The 13941-nt window shown below is 56.6% G+C and carries 18 protein-coding genes; 10 read left to right on the top strand and 8 right to left on the bottom strand.

Annotated features, from left to right (window positions below):
- On the top strand, positions 1 to 562 hold a 562-nt coding region (locus VGN12_16760), incomplete at its 5' end, for a biotin transporter BioY (protein HEY4311105.1).
- Between the two features lie 17 nt (positions 563 to 579).
- Entirely contained in the window at positions 580 to 1008 is a 429-nt protein-coding gene (locus VGN12_16755) for a DUF6314 family protein (protein ID HEY4311104.1), read from the top strand.
- On the opposite strand, the gene VGN12_16750 is transcribed toward VGN12_16755, so the two are convergent.
- Positions 1005 to 1166 carry a JAB domain-containing protein gene (locus tag VGN12_16750; protein ID HEY4311103.1) on the bottom strand — a complete coding sequence of 54 codons (162 nt, stop codon included), beginning with the start codon at positions 1164 to 1166 and terminating at the stop codon, positions 1005 to 1007. The two genes, VGN12_16755 and VGN12_16750, sit on opposite strands and share 4 nt — an antisense overlap.
- Before the next feature lie 381 nt (positions 1167 to 1547).
- Positions 1548 to 1910, bottom strand: coding sequence for a hypothetical protein (locus VGN12_16745; GenBank protein HEY4311102.1), 363 nt, complete (start codon positions 1908 to 1910; stop codon positions 1548 to 1550).
- A 117-nt stretch (positions 1911 to 2027) separates the two neighbouring features.
- Between VGN12_16745 and VGN12_16740 the strand changes: the two genes are divergently transcribed.
- From VGN12_16740 to VGN12_16725, 4 genes are all read left to right on the top strand, one after another.
- A complete protein-coding gene (locus VGN12_16740; GenBank protein ID HEY4311101.1) occupies positions 2028 to 3599 on the top strand; it encodes a recombinase family protein in 1572 nt (523 codons plus the stop codon).
- Complete coding sequence (locus tag VGN12_16735) at positions 3599 to 4486, top strand: plasmid partitioning protein RepB C-terminal domain-containing protein (GenBank protein ID HEY4311100.1); 888 nt, start codon at positions 3599 to 3601, stop codon at positions 4484 to 4486. The genes VGN12_16740 and VGN12_16735 overlap by 1 nt, the downstream gene beginning before the upstream one ends.
- Positions 4487 to 4512: 26 nt before the next feature.
- Positions 4513 to 5385 (top strand): plasmid partitioning protein RepB C-terminal domain-containing protein, encoded by an 873-nt coding sequence (locus VGN12_16730; protein ID HEY4311099.1) that lies wholly within the window; start codon positions 4513 to 4515, stop codon positions 5383 to 5385.
- 149 nt (positions 5386 to 5534) lie between these two features.
- Positions 5535 to 6323, top strand: coding sequence for a serine protease (locus VGN12_16725; GenBank protein ID HEY4311098.1), 789 nt, complete (start codon positions 5535 to 5537; stop codon positions 6321 to 6323).
- 75 nt (positions 6324 to 6398) lie between these two features.
- Here the strand turns inward: VGN12_16725 and VGN12_16720 are convergent, their stop codons facing one another.
- The 5 genes from VGN12_16720 to VGN12_16700 form a co-directional block, all read right to left on the bottom strand.
- Entirely contained in the window at positions 6399 to 7052 is a 654-nt protein-coding gene (locus VGN12_16720; GenBank protein HEY4311097.1) for a hypothetical protein, read from the bottom strand.
- Positions 7045 to 7854, bottom strand: a complete 810-nt coding sequence (locus VGN12_16715; GenBank protein HEY4311096.1) for a DNA-processing protein DprA — start codon at positions 7852 to 7854, stop codon at positions 7045 to 7047. The genes VGN12_16720 and VGN12_16715 overlap by 8 nt, the downstream gene beginning before the upstream one ends.
- Before the next feature lie 354 nt (positions 7855 to 8208).
- On the bottom strand, positions 8209 to 9594 hold the full coding sequence (locus VGN12_16710) for an exonuclease domain-containing protein (GenBank protein ID HEY4311095.1): 1386 nt from the start codon (positions 9592 to 9594) through the stop codon (positions 8209 to 8211).
- Positions 9595 to 9612: 18 nt separating this feature from the next.
- A complete protein-coding gene (locus VGN12_16705) occupies positions 9613 to 10122 on the bottom strand; it encodes an ImmA/IrrE family metallo-endopeptidase (protein ID HEY4311094.1) in 510 nt (169 codons plus the stop codon).
- A complete protein-coding gene (locus VGN12_16700) occupies positions 10119 to 10466 on the bottom strand; it encodes a helix-turn-helix transcriptional regulator (protein HEY4311093.1) in 348 nt (115 codons plus the stop codon). Before VGN12_16700 ends, VGN12_16705 begins: the two co-directional genes overlap by 4 nt.
- A 179-nt stretch (positions 10467 to 10645) precedes the next feature.
- On the opposite strand from VGN12_16700, the gene VGN12_16695 reads away from it, so the two are divergent.
- Genes VGN12_16695 through VGN12_16680 form a run of 4 tightly spaced genes read left to right on the top strand, consistent with a single transcriptional unit; the run spans position 10646 to position 13458 of the window.
- Positions 10646 to 11074, top strand: coding sequence for a hypothetical protein (locus VGN12_16695; GenBank protein ID HEY4311092.1), 429 nt, complete (start codon positions 10646 to 10648; stop codon positions 11072 to 11074).
- 4 nt (positions 11075 to 11078) lie between these two features.
- Positions 11079 to 11588 (top strand): hypothetical protein, encoded by a 510-nt coding sequence (locus VGN12_16690; protein ID HEY4311091.1) that lies wholly within the window; start codon positions 11079 to 11081, stop codon positions 11586 to 11588.
- Positions 11585 to 12085, top strand: a complete 501-nt coding sequence (locus VGN12_16685; protein ID HEY4311090.1) for a hypothetical protein — start codon at positions 11585 to 11587, stop codon at positions 12083 to 12085. The genes VGN12_16690 and VGN12_16685 overlap by 4 nt, the downstream gene beginning before the upstream one ends.
- On the top strand, positions 12082 to 13458 hold the full coding sequence (locus tag VGN12_16680; GenBank protein ID HEY4311089.1) for a ThiF family adenylyltransferase: 1377 nt from the start codon (positions 12082 to 12084) through the stop codon (positions 13456 to 13458). Before VGN12_16685 ends, VGN12_16680 begins: the two co-directional genes overlap by 4 nt.
- Positions 13459 to 13574: 116 nt before the next feature.
- On the opposite strand, the gene VGN12_16675 is transcribed toward VGN12_16680, so the two are convergent.
- A partial coding sequence (locus VGN12_16675) for a JAB domain-containing protein (GenBank protein HEY4311088.1) occupies positions 13575 to 13941 on the bottom strand: 367 nt, incomplete at its 5' end.

Genomic DNA, 13941 nt, shown 5'->3' with positions numbered 1-13941 from the left:
CGGGATACCCGCCATGACCAACGCTTCCCGCTCGCTCGACGTCGCGCGCCTGCCCGCACTGGCCAAGACCGTGGCCATGATCGCGGGCGGTAGCCTGGCGCTGGCCCTGTCGGCCAAGGTGCAGGTGCCGTTCTGGCCAGTTCCGGTGACGATGCAGAGCATGGTCGTGCTTTTGATCGGCTACAGCTTCGGCAGCCGGATCGGCGCCGCGACGGTGCTGGCCTATCTGGCCGAAGGTCTGACGGGTCTGCCGGTGTTTGCGGGCGCACTCGCCGGTCCGGCCTATCTGATGGGTCCGACGGGCGGCTTTCTGCTGGGCTTTATCCCGGCGGCCTGGTTCGCGGGTTGGGTTGCGCGCGACGTGCGCGGATTGGCGCCGACCACGCTGGCGATGATCGCGGCACATGTCCTTCTGTTCGTGCCGGGCGTCGCCTGGTTGGCTGTGTCGTTCGGCTGGACCAAGGCGTTGGCCGTGGGCGTGACGCCTTTCCTGTTGGCCACCCTGCTCAAGAGCGGGTTGGCGGCGGCACTGGTTTCGGCGTTCCAGACAAAAGCGCGCTGAACCGATTTCGGCGCGCGATGGCGTGGCCGGTTCGCGATCTTGGCGTATTTCTAAAAGGCGAGTGGCGCCTTTCCCGGCGCATTCACGATTTGCGCTTGGCGTTGCGCGGGCAGTTTGAAGGCCGCGCTTCGATCACGACGGTGACAGACGGTCTGTTGCTGAGCGAAACCGGCAGTCTCATGTTCGGCGAACATGTCTCGGACGCATCGCAGCGCTATCGCATCGCGCTCGGCCGCGACGGCGCACAGGTCTTTCGCGCCGACGGCAGCCATTTCCACGATCTCGATCTGTCATCTGGAACGGCGCGCATCCTGCATCATTGCGGCGAGGATATTTACCGCGGGCGTTATCGTGTGCTGGATGACGACTGCTTTGTCGTGGCCTGGCGCGTCACCGGCCCGCGCAAGGATTACCGGATGGCGACACGCCATGCGCGGATCGGTTAGAGAAGCCCCAACGCTTTGAAGCTGGCATGACCGCCGCGTCCGATCACCAGATGATCGTGGATGGCGATGTGCAGCGCTTTCGCCGCCGCCGCAATCTCCCGTGTCATGGTGATGTCGGCCTTGGACGGTGTGGGATCGCCGCTGGGATGATTGTGCATCTGTGCGCACACCTCACGCAACCATTTGATCTATCTATGATAAATTCAAAGCGAGAATTGCGTCGGGGGCTGTAACGGGGGCCAGTATAAAATGCTCGCGCGTGTTTTTCACTCTGCCTCATGCTCGCTCAAGCTCCCTCTGCATGATGCGTTTTGAACCACGGCTGCTCACGAGGTTCTCCCGCTCCCACGCCTGTAAGTCCGCGAGCGGGTAAAGGATAGCTCTACCTATTTTAAGAAATGGCGGCCCAATTCTCTTGGCCCTCCAGTTCGACAACGTACCCACGCAGATGAGCTCGCGATAACGTGTGGCCATTTCCTGGACAGTAAGAAACTGCTCAAGCATAACGCATTTGTTTCTGTTCCGACCGTTCAAAGCATTTATTCGGCATCGACAAGGCGATCCAGCGCAGTAAGTAGCGCACGCACGCCCTCGCGCGCTTCGGTAAGTCTTCCCCCGAAAATATTCTTATCACGTCCCGCCCGATGGAGTAGCGCGTCAAATACTGAGTCTGAATGACGGATGATTGTGACAAGATATTCCCCGCTTGGCCCTTTGGTCCCCGATAGCCAGTTTCTGACAGTTCGCTCATTAGCGCCGGTCCATCGCATCACTGTTTTTGCAGCGCGATGTGTTTCGCCCAGTTCCTCACGCAGCGCCGTCGAAATCATCTTAGCGTATGGCTCATCAGATTGTTGGCGGAATTTTACTTTAGGAAAAGTTGTGCCCTTTTTCGGAAACATGTTTCCGCCTCTCCATGCTTAGACTGTGGTCTGAGGCACGGGCATGGCGATCGGGTTCCAAAAGCCCGAACGCCGATTGTCGCAGGTGTGCGCTGGTTTGCGACAAGGGGCTTCGGATTGCCGGATCGGGGTGACACAAACGGTACGCGAGAAGCGCCGCGCGATAAGAAAATATACGCGGCTGAGTACGTTCGAATGTCGACCGAGCATCAAAAATATTCGACCGAAAACCAATCGGATGCGATTCGCGAATATGCGGCTCGCCGGGGTATTGAGATTGTTCGCACTTATGCAGATGCCGGCAAAAGCGGTCTCAGCATCGAGGGGCGTGATGCATTGAAGCAATTAATCGCCGACGTTGAAGGCAAGAGAGCGAATTTCACGACGATCCTTGTCTACGACGTCAGTCGTTGGGGGCGCTTCCAAGATGCGGATGAAAGTGCTTATTACGAGTACATCTGCAAGCGTGCGGGCATCTTCGTTCAATATTGCGCCGAGCAGTTCGAGAACGACGGAAGTCCCGTCTCCACCATTGTTAAGGGTGTGAAGCGTGCCATGGCTGGCGAGTATAGCCGTGAGCTGTCGGCCAAAGTATTTACAGGCCAATGCCGATTGATCGAGTTGGGATACCGTCAGGGTGGTCCGCCCGGATTCGGCCTTCGCCGCCAACTCATCGACCAGAACGGTGCGATCAAGACTAATTTGGTTCGCGGCGAACAAAAGAGCCTGCAGACAGATCGGGTTGTGCTGGCGCCTGGACCACCTGACGAAATCGAAGTCATCCGTTGGATTTATCGAACTTTTGCGCAAGACGGAAAGTCCGAGCGAGAGATCGCAAGGCTGCTTAACGAGAAGGGGGTCCCAACTGATCTAGGGCGCCCTTGGACTCGCGGAACAATCCATCAGGTCTTAATCAACGAGAAATACATAGGTAACAATGTCTGGAATAAATCTTCATTCAAGCTGAAAAAGAAGCGGGTCCGAAACGGGCCAGATATGTGGATTCGTTCGGAAGGGGCATTCGATAGTATCGTTGATCGCTCTCTATTCGACACAGCACAAACTATAATACGCCGGCGCTCCCACAAGCTCTCGGACGCCGAGATGCTGGGCTCCCTGCAGGCTTTGTTTTCGTCGCGCGGGTATCTCTCCGGTATCGTTATTGATGAAGCAGACCAATTGCCATCGAGCAGCGCTTATCAGAGCCGCTTCGGCAGTTTGTTGCGCGCATACCGACTCGTTGGGTTCTCACCCGATCGAGATTATCAGTATATAGAGATCAATCGGGCGCTACGCGCCATGCATCCCGATGTCGTGGCAGATACGATAGCTGGCATTTTGAGCGCGGGCGGCAATGTCGCCCAAGACCCAGCAACCGACATTCTCACAATTAATAGAGAATTCACGGCGTCGGTCGCCATCGTACGCTGCCTGCATACCAATGCTGGATCGCTTCGATGGAATGTCCGTTTCGATACTAGCTTATCGCCAGACGTAACGATCGCCGTCCGCATGGAGCGATTGAACCGGTCCGTTCTCGACTATTACCTTTTGCCCAGGCTCGATATGAGTCTCCCTCAATTGAGATTGGCTGAGCACAATGGCACCTCGCTGGACTGCTACAGATTTGAAACGTTAGAGCCGCTGTTTGTCATGGCGGCTAGAACCAACCTATTGGAGGTCGCCTGATGCAAACGCAGTCTGCTCCGGAAGTCCGGGTAATACCCGTTGACAGTATCACGGTCATTAATCCCAGGGCGCGGAACAAGAAAACCTTCAGGGAAGTTGTCTGCAATATCGCCGAGATAGGCTTAAAGCGACCTATTACTGTAGCGATGCGTAATCATCCAGATGGGCCGCGATACGATTTGGTATGCGGGCAGGGCCGATTGGAAGCCTATCAATCCCTGGGCCAGAAGGAGATTCCAGCCTTAGTTGTCGAGGCAGATCCTGAGGATTGTCTCGTCATGAGTTTGGTTGAAAACCTCGCCAGGCGCCAGCATCGCGCCATTGACCTCTTGCACGATATCGAGGGCCTAAAGCAACGCGGATATCGTGACAGCGACATTGCAGGAAAAACCGGCCTCACCGTGGAATATGTGCGTAATGTCTTACGCCTCCTCAAGACCGGGGAACATCGCCTCCTGCGCGCCGTTGAAGCCGGGCACGTCCCTGTCAGCGTCGCCGTCGAGATCGCAATGGCCGACGACGTCGAAGTCCAGAGTGTCTTACAGCAGGCTTACGAGAATAAGCTCCTCCGAGGCCAAAAACTTATTGCCGTCAAGCGATTGGTAGAACAGCGACGCCTCCGAGGAAAAGGACGCAAATCAACAGACCGCGCTAGGGGGCGTCCATTGTCGGTTGACCGGCTCCTTCGAACCTATCGCGATGATACAGACAAAAAGCGTCGGCTCGTACGCAAAGCAGACACGACGCGCGGATATCTGCTGTTCGTGACAGAGGGGTTGCGCACACTTTTTGCCGACGAAAATTTCGTCACTCTGTTGCGAGCGGAAGGGTTGGATACGCTCCCTCGGAATCTCGGAGAACGACTTCAAATGGGGGGTGTCACATGACTGGTCGTAGAACTTCAGGTGCCGCCGTGAAAATTGCCTTCGAGGAAATCGGCATCCGTGTCGCCATCTCCGACATCCAGCCTTTGAAGCTGGTTTCTGCAGCTCTTAGGAGGACCCCCAAATATCTCCAAATCGCGACTTCTATCCGCGAAGTCGGAATTATCGAACCGCCTGTTATAGCGCGCGATCGGGAATCACCTGGAAAGTATCTTCTGCTCGACGGCCATCTTCGAGTCGAAATACTGAAAGAAATAGGAGCGGCAGAAGTCGGCTGCCTGATTTCTACGGATGATGAAGGATACACTTATAATAAACGCGTGAATCGTCTTGCTATCATCCAAGAGCACCGGATGATTCTGAAGGCGATCGAGCGAGGGGCTTCAGACGCGCGCATTGCCAAGGCGCTCAATATTGACGTGAAGACGTTGCAGGTGAAGAAGCAGTTACTTGCTGGGATATGTCCAGAGGCAGTTGAATTACTTAAGGACAAACACGTAACGGTCAAAGCATTTGCAGCACTTAAGAAAATGATACCACTGCGCCAAATTGAAGCTGCGGATCTCATGATCGCAATGAATAAGTACACCGTTAGCTATGCCGATTCACTCCTCGCGGCAACGCCGCAATCGCAACTCGTCGACCCTGGAAAGCCGAAAGCACCTAAGGGGTTGAGTAACGAGCAGCTGGCATTGATGGAGCATGAATCCGTCAATCTTGAGCGAGAGTTCAAGATTGCGGAACAATCCTATGGGACTGATCATCTCGATCTTGTGCTGGCAAAGGGGTATGTCAATAGACTACTCGGTAACGCACGTGTCGTTCGTTACCTCGCGCAACATCAGCAGGAATTGCTATCTGAGTTTCAGAAGATTACGGAATCGGATAACGCTGTGGGCTAACCCGCACAGGCCTCAGGCACTACCAAGCCTGATTGCATCGTGCCCAGCGGCTGAATTAGTGCAAAATATTGAATCTTGCTTCGCGTTGAAAGTGTTGAGCGATTCGAAGGGTTGGGTAGCGGGCTTTAATTTTTCTGAGGCTATGGCCAATGGCACATTCGGACTTTCGCGACCTTTACCTGCAGCACGGCTGCTGCATGGCTTATGTGGCCATCGAAAAAAATGGCGAACCTGGTATTGGCAGTGCATTCCACATTGGCGAGGGAATATTCGTCACGGCTCGCCACGTTCTGGAAAACGCAACGATCACTGAGGTTCGGGTAACAAATCCTCGTCTCTTCTACCGGTCTTCGCTTTACCCGAAAGGCAAGGATGGTAGCTATACTATCACCAAGGAGTCACAGCAGGTCACACTAGATTTTGATGGTGCTATGACCCTGACCGGCGGCCCATATTTTCATCCGGAAGCGTCCGTAGATGTTGCCGCGTTTCGCGTCGATGGCATGGCGCCCGGTGCGCCTTATGTGACGCTTGGCGGCCACTACGATGATTGGATCGGCGAGGGAGACTTCGAAACCACGGATGTTCTCCTACTGGGCTACCCGCCAATCCCGTTCACGACGGCCCCGATCCTTATTGCGGCAAAGGCCCAGGTGAATGCCGTGGTAGATTTGCGCTCCACCAAATCGCCAGTTCACTTCATTCTGTTAGCAATTCCTCGCGGTGGATTTAGTGGTGGCGTCGCAATATCCGAATATGGATTTGCTTTGGGAGTCATCACTCAAAGTCTGCTTGGCGACAATCTGCCAGCCGAACTCGGGTACTTCGCCACGACTTCCATCGAGGCGATTTACGAATGCCTCGATCACCATCAGATCCTGCCGAAGTTCCAAAAGATCGATCACGCGGCAGCGTCGGAGAATGCCTCTTCCGAGTAAATTGGGGTCGCGCACAGCAGTCGCTTCTGCCTTATTGCCCCGGCTAACAGCTCGACGGCAGGGACAGCACTAGAGTTAGACTAGATCGTCAAAGTCCTCAGCAGGGTCTATCTGAGGGAAAATCCGTCGCGCGATGAACATGCCGACAATAGGAATTCCCGGAAATCGCTCCCGTAACACCGTGTGCATCGCCCGGTAATGGGTTCCCGCGGTCAGGACGTCATCCACAATAGCTATGCGCTTTGGAGGTGGGTCAGCTAGGTCTTCGTCAATTTCGTAGATCTCTAAGAGGTCTTCGACCGTAGGCCGGTTATTGCTTTCATGAGCAGCTTCGGTTGAGGTCGTCTGTACGATCAGCTCTCGTACATCGACATCGAAGTCCGCAGGGATAGCTCGGCAAATACGGGCTATCCGGTCGTCAAATTCAGGGTGATCTGGGGCTTTGGACGGGGGAATCGGCACCAACGTCGCGCCCTTAAGCCACGCGGCGTTAATCGCTTCCGAAAGGAATCCAGAACACTCTTTCATGGCGCGCAACTTGTATTTGTACTGTGCCGAACCTTTGAGGCTCGGCTTCTTCTTCAAGTTGGAGATGAGGCTGTTGGTAGAGCCAAAGGTGTAGTCCCGGCCTGAAACGTATTCGAACAGATAAAGAATCTCATCCGCCGCATTTAGCCGCGCATGGTCCTCTATCGTCGTTTCATCGATTTTCGTGAAGTAATTAGGCAAGGTGCTTCCAAATATCGTCAGGCGTGCGAACTCTGATTGCACCCTGGTCAGCGAATCTTTGGGGCCAAGTGAGGTCGCTGCGAAGAAAACACGAGTCTAGAATGAAAAGTTTGCGACCTTGGTGCAGGGCGGCGCGCGCTTGGACGAGAGTGCCTGACGTCTCGCCAGCTTCAACGATAATGGTCGCCTCCGTGAGCGCACTCATCGTCACATTGCGTTCCGGAAAGAACAATCGGTTCTGCGGGACTTTTTGGCGCTCATAACGCAGAACTGGCACTTGCGATATGACGGTGAAATCCGCGGCAATCCGTTCTTGAAGCTGAGCGTTCTCCTTCGGATAAACGACACCCAGCGGCGTCCCAATAACCGCGATGGTACGCCCCTTAGCTTCCAATGCCCCGGTATGGGCCGCAGTATCGATGCCGGCTGCCAGCCCAGAAACTACCGTATAGTCGCGAGCCACCAGTTCGCGCGCCAACCTGTCGGCGCGCTGAATGCCGTCAGGCGTCGGGTTGCGCGTGCCAACGACGGCAACACACTTGGTTTCGGTCAACTCCCATGCGCCGCGATAGTAAAGCATTTCTACGGGGTATTTTGCATCGCGCAGTTTTCCGGGATAGTCGCCGGCATGGTGAACCCGTATTCCGAAGCGATGCACGTTGCGTTGCTTGAGGAGCGCCAAGGTCTCTGTTGCGCATTCCTCTGCTTCGCCGCGCGAAATGAAATCAGACGGGAGGGCGGCGGGATCGCGTGCGAACAGTTCCGCAACGCTCTTGAAGGTCGTTCCCTGCTTCAGCCACAAGGCTTCATAGGCGCCCAGTTCGACCCTTGGCGAAATCGCAGCCGTGGCTGGCCCACTAGTCGCCGGTGCAAGCAAATTCATGACCTTGTCGTCTCCCGTGTGCCGGTAAGGTAACGCCTATTCTTGGTCCAAACAGTCTTTCAAAAGCGCGCATCCGATACGTATGGATAGAGAACATATAGTGAACATATGCGTCAACCCGTTAAATATCAACGGGTTACGGCAAGTCGGTTCCAGCCGTCGAACCGGATGGCGAACCGAATCAGCGCTGTGGACGAGTCTCAAGCCGCTCTCTTGAGTTGGTGGTGCTTGCAGTGCTCGAACAAAATCGCCCCACTTTTCACCGCCGCCCGCTCAACCCGACAACAAACCGGTCAGATGCTCCCGATAGCGAAGCAGAATGGCTCTATCGTTGGCACCTGCTTCTATAACGAGCCGATCGATTTCCACCATTGCCCGTGGGGCTGTCATCCAAGGAACGGGTGGATCGCTTTCGACTGCTACGCGTTGGCGCAGGTCTATAGCGAGCCGGCTACGTTGCGACACTGTCAGAAGCTCAGGTTGCTCAACAAATGCCAGGCGTTGCGCCAGCCGGCGCAAACGTCCGTCTTTCAACCCACCAGCGATCTTCGGTCGTTCTGGCCAACCTGCATCGTGATAGCGAGCGAGCGTGTCTCTGTCGTCGTCGGACCAGAAGCCTTGTTCGTACAATTGCTGTTCAACGTGCGGTGATGGCGGATATGTCGGCAACAGCGCTTCGCTCGCGGCTAGTAGCCTTTGCTTGAAATCGATGTCGTCGTGTAGTCGCTGCGCAGACCGGACAAAATCTTCTGGCGGCGCATTCAGTACGGTAGCCGGGGCATCGAGCAACTCACATAGCATCGGCGCGGCGTTTGCTCTGACCCGTCTCACAGTCTCTGGCGCGCGACCAAGATGGGACACTAGCCCATCGGGTGAGAGTATGGCCAAGGCGTCGATATCGCTGGCGAGATTGAGACAGAAATGGGTGTTGGGCCGCTTGATACTTTCTCCGATTCTGGAAACGACAAAACTGGCACGCTGCGCTGTGGGTTCAAAAACGAGAAAGGCGATTTGCTCGCTCATGAAATCCAATACAGACGCTTTCTGGGAATAGCGTAGGAAGCGCGACCACAGGCCATCCGCGTCACGCGCCACGAGCTTGCAAAGAAAGTGGGCTGCTTGAACGTCGGCCATTGCCTCATGAGCGGAGTCACCAGAAAACCCGTTCGCCTTCGCGAGGGAATGCAACGCAAAGATTGGACTGCCGGTTTCACCCAAGGGAACCCGAAGGACGCCCGGACAGAGGGCGGCGCAGGCGCGCATGAGACTGAGAATATCTGCTCGCGTGTTGCCGGACGTATTCGTCAGATAAGGTGGCATAAGGCATTGATAGAAACCGTGCCGCAGAAACTCTTCGTCGAAGCGAATGGAATTGTATCCCAGGAATGTGCTGGGGCACCAAGCGCCGACGGTCTCGCGGATTTCGCGCATCATCTCATAGTGCGACCTCCGTCCTCCATCGAGGATGTCATCAATGCCCAAGCGATTGACCAGTAGGGCGCCGGGTGCCGGCACGACATGGGGGAGAAGGCGCGATCGCGTTTCGAACGGCTCTTCTATTTCCAGGTCGGTACTCGCACGAATGGCGGCGAATTGAAGAATCTGGTCGAACTGCGCGTGGGTCCCAGTTGTTTCCACATCGTAAATGACGAAGCTCACGACCGGGGCCTCGACTACCTATTGGAACCTGAAACGCATAGCCGCTTCGCTCACTTTGAATTTTTTGGCGAGCGCGGCAATCATGGCGTCATCTTCCAGATCTATGGTCCGACCGCCCAGCGCGGTCTTCAGCAGGAGTGCTGGAATCAAGATTTCCGAGGCGAAGGCATTGGCTTCGATTTCCGTCGGATCGACGCCTTCCGCGGCTAGGGCATCGCGACGTAGTGAGCCATTGTCGACATGGACCTGGGCTTCGATCTGTGGGCGATGGAGTTGGATGTGTGCAAGCTCATGAGCCAGCGTGAATCGCTGGCGATTGGGATGATGCAGCGAGTTGACGCCGATGATGGGAACGCCATCCTTGATAAACGCCATCCCGGAGAGATCGCCGTCGAATGGCGCGAACTGGATTTTGATGCCGAGGCGACGGGCAATCTGCTCTACGGGAACGGGTGGGGCGGCGATCTTGAATTGTTCAATCAGAATCGTGGCGGCGCGGCGGGCGGCCTGCACGTCGGGACGGCTCATGGCTGTCTCTTATCGGACGGTCCGGTCGCCATCGCCTGACGCACAAGACTCTGCAATTGTGCCTTCTGCGCCGGCGTGACTTTGATGTTGAGCGCGAGCGGCTCGTCACGGACGCCGCCTTCAAACGCGGCCGGCACCAAGTCCAAGATGGATGAGAGGCCCAGGGCTTCGGCGAGCAGATAGATGTGATGCAGAAGAACCTTCTGGCGCCCGGTTTCGATATTGGCGAGGGAGGCGCGGGTGAGCCCGATCCTGGAAGCGACTTCGGCCTGAGTGAGTTGAAGTTGCTCTCGGCGCTTGGCTACGGCGCGGCCCAGTAGCGGATAAACGTCCAAAGCAATCATAGCCGCACCAGAATCCGCAATCGGCGGAATGTCAACCACAAGCACACGCGACAACGTGTGTATTAAAAACATTACACAATAGTAATGCATTACATTTGACAATTGGCCCAGGATGACGCAGGTTCCTCCTCGCGCCTGCCGATTATGGGCGCGTCTCCAGCGTGAAAGGCGCGACAGCAATGACCACCGACAACTTCAAGCCCGGCTCGGGGGGCGATGATCCCGACATCGAAGCGGCGCGTGCCGATATCCAGAAGGCCGAACACAAGATCAGCGAGGCCACCAAGGAACTCGCGGAGGGCAGCGAAGATCTCCAGCGTGCCGAGGCCCGGCTGGAGGAAGCCGAGCACCACAATATCGAAGTGACCCTGATCTGGGGCGGAACCGGCGCGAGCAAGCCGGCCAAGATCCCGGTGACGGACACGGCGGGCGAGGTCTTCAAGCTGGTGTACAAGGAGTTCGGCCAGAAGCCGACCGACCAGGACACCTTCGAGGTCAACGAAAAGGACTTCCCGCGGTCGCGTTTCTCGGAGCCGGTGAAGAAGCTGGTGCATGAGTTCGGCCCGAAGCTGTCCTTCGAGGTGATCCCGCCCACCTCCGGCGCGTAACGCGATGGATTTGTCGGCGATCACGCGCGCCGCGCTGGAAGAACATTTGCCCCTCCTTCGTGACGGCGAGCATGCCCGCCGTCACGGCTGGAAGGTCGATTGGGATGAGGCCAACGGGATCTGCTACGTCGAGATGCAGCGCCACTTCGGATCGCCGGAGGTGTTGCACAAATATCTTCTGCGCCTGACCTTCAACTACTACCCGCACGAGCAACCTGGCGTCACCTTCGTCAATCCTGAGACCCGAGCCATCGGCGCAGCCGAAGAATTTGAGCGCTGGTGGCCAAACATCGACGGCAATCCCTGGATCAATGTCCAGATCAACGCGGCCGAGCCGGCGAAGTCCTATCTCTGCTTTCAATGGACCCATGAATTCACGGAAACACACGGGGCTCTTGCCGCGGACGATCCCAAGAAGTGGGACCAGGAACGGCACAACGTGGTGGGCGTCGTGGCGATGGTCCAGCGCGCGATCAGCAGCACACACTATAAGGGCTACCGCAAACAGCCATGAGCGAGCTCCCGAAAATCATCACCGCGCTGCAGGTCTCCGAAAGGATCGTTGGCGAGACGCGGAGACTATTTGAACCCTTCCGCGCGAACAGCGTCGAGGGATGCGTCCTGTGGTATGGCGAGGTTTTGGCGGACGGCATGTGCACCGTCGTTGAAGCCATTCGGCCGGAGCAGCAAAACCGGCCGCAGAACTATGCTATCTCGGCTGAGGCGATGCGCGCCGTGCGTCGCCTCGTTCGCCCGCGCAACTTGCTCCTTCTGACACAGATTCACAGTCATCCGCAGCGCGCGTACTTCTCGGAATGGGATGCTGTCAGTGCGCTCAACAAGCAGCAAGGCGCACTGAATCTCGTTATCCCAAACTTCGCAAACGTGAACTGGGCCGATCTAACGAAATTCTGCATGGTGGAATGCAATAGGGACGGCGACTGGATAGAGTGGTTGGCGGCCGACTGGCAAAGGCTGAGGGTCGTCGGCGACGCCGGGAGTTCGCTATGAACCTTTTGGACAATCTCGCCGACCGCCACGAGCGTCTTCATCGCCGACATGCCGCGTCGTTTGCAGGACATGCGAAGTCGAAAGTGGTCATTGAAGGTGATCCGGCCTTTCTGCGAAGCCGAACCGGCCAGATCGCCTGGGCGCTGACGATCAATCTCCTAGCACGCCTGTACAAAGGCATCGAAGAATTCCGGCTCGTAATTGATCCGGGGATCGAGCGCCTATCTCACGTTCTGATTCCCAACAAGGAAACGAATCTCCGGCTGGCATCACTGCACCTGCTTGCCGATCTTAATCCGAACCACTACCGCATTGCGGAGGGCTACCCGGAAGGGGACGCCCCCGAATGGGTGTTCGTGCGAATCGGCGGTGCCGCGCGCATGGACGGCAGGAGCATCGCCATAGGCGCAAATGGCTGGCGGGTTTTCCTCAATGACGATCGGTGGCGCGGCTTAGAACCGGACGACAACCCGCTGGGCGCGATCATTGCCGCTTGTCTGGGGACCGCAGCGGTCTACAAATTGCTGTACCCGCTAAGGGACGCCTCCTCCTACACAAGCCTTGTCTTCTCGGCCTATGATCACCGGATCGGACTCGACGGTCCCAATCCCGCATTTGGCCCGTTCGATCTTCCCAAGAGCTATGTCGCCGGCGCGGGCGCGGTGGGCATGGCCTTTCTGTATACCCTGGGAAGCGCGGCCACTATCCGGTCCTCGGGCGGCGTGCATCTGGCGGACCACGATGTGCTGGACGATACCAATCTCAATCGCTGCATCTTGGCGATTTTGACGGACATCACGCGGTTGAAGATCGACGTCCTGGAACAATGGTTGAGCGATCCGAATCTCGGGCTGCGCACCTACCCCGACCAGTGGCAGGCGTTCGTTGAGCGACCCGAACATAGCGATCCCAAGAACTATGAATGGGTGGTCTCTTGTGTCGATAAATATGAAGGCCGTCGGGCGGTTCAGTACGATCGCCTTCCAAGAGTGCTTCTTACTGCCGGCACCAATGACTTCCTGTTGTCGGTGTCCCGCCATGTCCTAAACGACGGTTTGGCCTGTGGGCTGTGTCATCAGGCGCGCGCACCTGTGGCGTGTAGTAAGGCGTCGGATGGCGCCGCTGAAGCTTTTGAGGAAGAACCTGACCCGTCCATTGGGTTCGTGTCCGTTCTGGCAGGAGCGCTGCTCTGTGCGGAATATCTAAAAGCCGTAGTACCGGTATTCGCAGATGGTGCAGTAAAAAATGCCGTTCGGGTCAATACGCTCCTATTTAAAGCCCGCCGCGCCGCAAGGACGAAAGATCTACAGTGCGGATGCTCGTCGAAATTTGTTGCGGCCGGCTATAGCCGGACATGGCCGACCGCTGGTTAAAGAATACGGCGCCCAAAACCACGTCACCTCCAGGCTGTGTGGGTAGATTTTCTGTTGAAATTACAGCCGCTTGAGATCGCGGTTGTTCGCTACGGATCACTCTCAACCACGGAGACTTATGCAACGAAGCGTAGATTAGCGTAGGTCGAAGTAGGACGGCGTGCAGTAGGGTAGGCGCTAGGATAGTTGTGCACCAGGATGATGGCAGAGGCACTGTGTTCCAAGGCGCGTTTGACGATCTCGCGCGGATAGACGGGCGTGTGATCGACGGTGCCGCGCGCCTGCACTTCATCGGCGATCAGGACATTCTTGCGATCCAGGAATAATACGCGAAATTCTTCAGCGGGTGCCCGCGCCATCGCCGCCATGCAGTAGTCGAGCAGCGCCTGCCAGGATGACAAAGCAGGTTTTCCGATCACCCGGCTTTGGGCGAGGCGTGCCGCCGCGGCTTCGACGATTTTCAGGTGACTGACCACGCTGTCG

It is taken from the genome of Pirellulales bacterium (genome assembly GCA_036499395.1).
Classification (GTDB): Bacteria; Planctomycetota; Planctomycetia; order Pirellulales; family JACPPG01; genus JACPPG01.
Note: the sequence above shows the minus strand (reverse complement) of the source record. Positions and strands in the feature narration are given on the sequence as shown.

Excerpts from the sequence above, each read along its gene's own strand:
- VGN12_16755 (HEY4311104.1), top strand. The coding sequence starts at position 580 with ATGGCGTGGCCGGTTCGCGATCTTGGCGTATTTCTAAAAGGCGAGTGG.
- VGN12_16750 (HEY4311103.1), bottom strand. The coding sequence starts at position 1,166 with ATGCACAATCATCCCAGCGGCGATCCCACACCGTCCAAGGCCGACATC.
- VGN12_16745 (HEY4311102.1), bottom strand. The coding sequence starts at position 1,910 with ATGTTTCCGAAAAAGGGCACAACTTTTCCTAAAGTAAAATTCCGCCAA.
- VGN12_16735 (HEY4311100.1), top strand. The coding sequence starts at position 3,599 with ATGCAAACGCAGTCTGCTCCGGAAGTCCGGGTAATACCCGTTGACAGT.
- VGN12_16725 (HEY4311098.1), top strand. The coding sequence starts at position 5,535 with ATGGCACATTCGGACTTTCGCGACCTTTACCTGCAGCACGGCTGCTGC.
- VGN12_16705 (HEY4311094.1), bottom strand. The coding sequence starts at position 10,122 with ATGAGCCGTCCCGACGTGCAGGCCGCCCGCCGCGCCGCCACGATTCTG.
- VGN12_16700 (HEY4311093.1), bottom strand. The coding sequence starts at position 10,466 with ATGATTGCTTTGGACGTTTATCCGCTACTGGGCCGCGCCGTAGCCAAG.
- VGN12_16695 (HEY4311092.1), top strand. The coding sequence starts at position 10,646 with ATGACCACCGACAACTTCAAGCCCGGCTCGGGGGGCGATGATCCCGAC.
- VGN12_16690 (HEY4311091.1), top strand. The coding sequence starts at position 11,079 with ATGGATTTGTCGGCGATCACGCGCGCCGCGCTGGAAGAACATTTGCCC.
- VGN12_16685 (HEY4311090.1), top strand. The coding sequence starts at position 11,585 with ATGAGCGAGCTCCCGAAAATCATCACCGCGCTGCAGGTCTCCGAAAGG.
- VGN12_16680 (HEY4311089.1), top strand. The coding sequence starts at position 12,082 with ATGAACCTTTTGGACAATCTCGCCGACCGCCACGAGCGTCTTCATCGC.